The following is a 4,048-nucleotide window of genomic DNA, read 5'->3' as shown; positions in this document are numbered from 1 at the left end:
TTCATCGCAGGCCCTAACACATCGAGTACACAAAATACAACGGTTGCGATCGATCGCAAAGACTCGATGGGAGAGGTCAACCGTTTCTTTAGGAAAGCGATAGGGAAAGCGAGTATGGTCCATCCCTACAGTAATGGCCATATCTTGCAATTCACAATTTTCATTGACCACACAAACAGCACAAACATGGTTCCCTTCTGCAAACAAAAGTTCTACCACCATGCGTCGATAGGTTTTTAATTTTTCGGTTTCTGTGTGTATGACCATTCCTTCTTGGACGTGGGTGACACAAGCGGGTTGGAGTTGGGAACGCCCTTCGATTTCAACTAAACATAAACGACAAGCGGCTACATTGGAAAGACCTTCTAAATGACACAAGGTTGGAATGTAAATATCTGCTTCTTTTGCCGCTTCTAAAATGGTTTGATCTTCTGAGGCTGCCATTAATTGATTGTTAATGGTTAAGGTTTTAACACTCATCTTTTTTTCCTTAAGTTGATTCAAGTAAGGTCAAATATTCTTCTCGAAAATAGTGCAAGGTACTTAAAACAGGGTTGGGCGCAGTGATTCCTAACCCACATAAGCTGGTTTCTTTGACCATCTGGGAGAGGGTTTCTAAGGTGTCTAAATCTTGTTGATTGGCTTGTTTATCAATTAACTTAGTCAATAAATTGTATAACTGGACGGTTCCTGCTCGACAAGGAATACATTTGCCACAACTTTCTTTTTGACAAAAATCCATGTAAAATCGGGCAATTTCGACCATACTGGTATTTTCATCCATGACAATCATTCCCCCTGATCCCATAATAGTTCCTAATTTTTTTAAGGAGTCATATTCGACAGGAGTATCTAATAAATGGGCCGGAATACAACCCCCCGAAGGGCCGCCCATTTGTACGGCTTTGATGGTTCCTTGGTTGGGAACGCCTCCCCCCATTTCTTCTATGATAGTCCGCAGAGAAATGCCCATAGGAACTTCAATTAAGCCGTTATTCTTCACGTTTCCTGTTAAGGCAAACACTTTCGTTCCCTTACTGTTTTCGCTCCCAATATCGGCGTACCACTCTGCCCCTTCTCGGATAATGGGAACAATGTTTGCATAGGTTTCTACATTATTGATTAAGGTGGGTTCTCCCCGTAACCCGGCGATGGCTGGATAAGGGGGACGAGGGCGAGGATTTCCTCGTTTTCCTTCTATTGAGGCGATTAAAGCGGTTTCTTCCCCACAAACAAACGCCCCTGCGCCCACTCTAATGTCAATTTTGAAGTCAAAGGGAGAATCAAAGATTTGTGACCCCATTAAGCCGTATTGTTTGGTTTGTTGAATGGCTTTTTCGAGGCGTTTGATGGCCAGGGGATATTCGGCGCGAATGTAGATATAACCGTGATTTGCTCCCACTGCATAGGCTGCGATCGCCATACCTTCTAAGATGCGATGAGGATCGCTTTCTAAGACAGCGCGATCCATAAATGCCCCTGGGTCCCCTTCATCGGCGTTACAGATGACATATTTCTGCTGTTTTGGCATTTTCGCCACCGTGGCCCATTTTACGCCGGTAGGATAGCCTCCGCCACCCCGTCCCCTTAACCCGCTTTTTGTCACTGCTTGGATTACCTCATTGGGGGTCATTTCTAAGAGAACATGGTGTAATTGTTGATAACCTCCTTCGGCAATATAATCATCAATACTTTCGGGATCAATTTTGCCACTATTTTCTCGAACAATGAGCTTTTGATAAGCAAAAAAAGGATGAGCGAGATCCCCTTGAGGAGGTAAATTTTCTGAAGTATTGGTCTGATTTAAACTGGCAATAATTCCAGGAATATGTTCAGGGGTAACGTGATGATAGAGGGTGGTGTCTGGATCAATTTCTATAGAAGGTCCTCGGCCACAAATTCCCATACAACCGACACCACGAACCTCAACTTCTTGTTCTAAATGGGCTTCTTTGATGGCTGTTTCAAGACTTTTTTTAACAGTTTCTGCCCCACAAGAAAGACATCCCGATGCGGTACAACAGCGAATTTGTTGAGGTTTTTGTTGTCTTTTTTCTTTCGTTTCTTGTTGAATGACTAAAAGTTCTTCTAAATCCATAATAATTATTGTTCTCCCTTTTGTTGCCAATTTTTGATTTTTTCTAATACATCGTCTACGGTTTGTTTCTCGCCCACTTCTCCATCAAAAACGACAACAGGAGCAATCCCACAAGCTCCTAAACATCGAGCAGATAGTAAAGAAACTTGTTGATCAGTTGTGGTTTCTTCTGATTTTATGCTTAATTCTTGTTCTAATGCTGCTAAAAGTTTATCACTGCCTTTAACATAACAAGCAGTTCCTAAGCAAACAACACAAGTATGTTGACCACTGGGTTTAAGGGAAAATAAATTATAAAAAGTGGCGACTCCATAAACTTTACTTAACGGTAGTTTTAAAGCATTAGCAACATATTCTAAAACATCGAGGTCTAGATAACCAAAAGCTTCCTGTGCTGTATGTAAAATTTCGATCAGGAACTCTTGACGGTAGTGATTCCGCTTAATGGTAATATCAAGTATTTGGAAGCTTTTATCAACGTTTTCATCAGATTTTTGAGGCTTTTTGGTCAAAGTTTTACTTTCCATGTTCTTGCCTTTTCTCTTACTTTCTATTATCCCATTTTTTGACTGGGTTGAAAAAGATGATAATCTTAGAAAAATATTAAGATTCTTCTCAATTATTCTTGTCTCTTTACTATGCTAGAAAAAAAGCCATAGCTTGAACTCTGGTGTTAACGTTTTTTTATAAACAACAAAATGCTTTCTAAATTCTGATGTTAAAATATAAGGAAAAAGATCAAGAGTAAACAATAACTAACAAAACAATTAGAGTTTAAGGTTTTTAAAACTATTTTATTAACTAATTAGCTATATCAAAGATTTGTTGTGCTGTTAAATTGAGATCAGGAAAAACTGAAGATATTAAAGCATCATTATTCCTAAATTGTTTAACTTGATATTCGTCATCCACTAATTGATAAATAGAAATTGTTGGCTTTTTCGGATCACCAATGTACCGTTTTCCTCCTAATCCTAAATAATCAACAATCCAATATTCAGTTATTCCTAAAGCTTCATAATCAATCAATTTATGACCATAATCATAACCCCAATTACTGCTAACCACTTCTATCACTAACGGAACGGTTTTTCCTTGTGTAATCGTTGATCGTGTTTTCCACAAAGATTCATTATTTAAGTTAGATTTATCAAGAATAAGTACATCAGGATTATAAGCTGATTTATTCGTATCAAGAGGCTTAATTAAAGCTTGTTTAGGTATTAGATAAGGGAGATCAAGTTTTTCAATTTGTACAGCTAATTTAATGGTAAGAAAACTAATCACTTCTTCATGATTTCCGATTGGTTGCATTTCAAAAATAGCCCCATCATGTAATTCATAACGTCCATAACCGTCGGGATACCAGTCCCAAAATTCTTCTAATGTGATAGGTTGTGAAATTGTAGTAATCATAATTTTATAAAATTTAAAGTTGTCCTAATTCTCGTAATTTAGCCTCTAATTCTTTAACTTTAGCTTCAGCTTCTTGCGCCCTTTGTTCAGCTTGTTTTGCTCTTATTTCAGCTTCTTGTTTTAATTTTCCTAATTCAACATAGGTTAAAAAAGGTTCATCGGTTGGAGTAAATAATTGTAAGTTATTTTCAGTTTGGTTATTTATCTGCTGTACCATCGTTTTTATCTTTGCTATGACAACATTAATTTAATTATATCGTAAAATAATTTGATTGATGTCGCCATTGTCTTTTCTGAAAAAACAATTCATAATAAAAACAGTCAATTTAAATCGAGAGGAGTGGTAAAGAATATGATTACTATTCGTCCTAGTCAAGCAAGGGGTCACATTAACCTGGGTTGGCTTAATAGTAAACATACTTTTTCGTTTGGTAGCTATTATGACCCAAATTACATGGGGTTTGGTAATTTACGAGTGATTAATGAAGATAAAATTGAAGCTGGCCAAGGGTTTGGTACTCATGGCCACCAAGA

Annotated in this window: 6 protein-coding genes; 1 reads left to right on the top strand and 5 read right to left on the bottom strand. The window is 37.7% G+C overall.

The features are described 5' to 3' along the window. The 5 genes from C4E06_RS05315 to C4E06_RS05295 form a co-directional block, all read right to left on the bottom strand. A partial coding sequence (locus tag C4E06_RS05315) for a 2Fe-2S iron-sulfur cluster-binding protein (protein ID WP_107667124.1) occupies positions 1 to 480 on the bottom strand: 480 nt, incomplete at its 3' end. Between the two features lie 10 nt (positions 481 to 490). Then, the gene (locus C4E06_RS05310; RefSeq protein ID WP_107667123.1) at positions 491 to 2,098 is read right to left on the bottom strand and encodes a NuoF family protein; all 1,608 of its coding nucleotides are present in this window, start codon (positions 2,096 to 2,098) and stop codon (positions 491 to 493) included. A gap of 5 nt (positions 2,099 to 2,103) precedes the next feature. Beyond that, the gene (gene hoxE / locus C4E06_RS05305; RefSeq protein ID WP_107667122.1) at positions 2,104 to 2,625 is read right to left on the bottom strand and encodes a bidirectional hydrogenase complex protein HoxE; all 522 of its coding nucleotides are present in this window, start codon (positions 2,623 to 2,625) and stop codon (positions 2,104 to 2,106) included. A gap of 274 nt (positions 2,626 to 2,899) precedes the next feature. After that, entirely contained in the window at positions 2,900 to 3,514 is a 615-nt protein-coding gene (locus C4E06_RS05300) for a Uma2 family endonuclease (protein WP_107667121.1), read from the bottom strand. A gap of 13 nt (positions 3,515 to 3,527) precedes the next feature. Next, positions 3,528 to 3,731 (bottom strand): hypothetical protein, encoded by a 204-nt coding sequence (locus C4E06_RS05295; protein ID WP_198648343.1) that lies wholly within the window; start codon positions 3,729 to 3,731, stop codon positions 3,528 to 3,530. Positions 3,732 to 3,866: 135 nt separating this feature from the next. On the opposite strand from C4E06_RS05295, the gene C4E06_RS05290 reads away from it, so the two are divergent. Then, positions 3,867 to 4,048, top strand: a 182-nt coding sequence (locus C4E06_RS05290; RefSeq protein ID WP_232826163.1) for a pirin family protein, incomplete at its 3' end; no start/stop codon positions are given.

It is taken from the genome of Cyanothece sp. BG0011 (genome assembly GCF_003013815.1).
Taxonomy (GTDB): domain Bacteria; phylum Cyanobacteriota; class Cyanobacteriia; order Cyanobacteriales; family Microcystaceae; genus Crocosphaera.
Note: the sequence above shows the minus strand (reverse complement) of the source record. Positions and strands in the feature narration are given on the sequence as shown.

What these genes read in the sequence shown, in the direction of transcription:
- hoxE (WP_107667122.1), bottom strand. Translation starts at nt 2,625, where the DNA reads ATGGAAAGTAAAACTTTGACCAAAAAGCCTCAAAAATCTGATGAAAAC.
- C4E06_RS05310 (WP_107667123.1), bottom strand. Translation starts at nt 2,098, where the DNA reads ATGGATTTAGAAGAACTTTTAGTCATTCAACAAGAAACGAAAGAAAAA.
- C4E06_RS05300 (WP_107667121.1), bottom strand. Translation starts at nt 3,514, where the DNA reads ATGATTACTACAATTTCACAACCTATCACATTAGAAGAATTTTGGGAC.
- C4E06_RS05295 (WP_198648343.1), bottom strand. Translation starts at nt 3,731, where the DNA reads ATGGTACAGCAGATAAATAACCAAACTGAAAATAACTTACAATTATTT.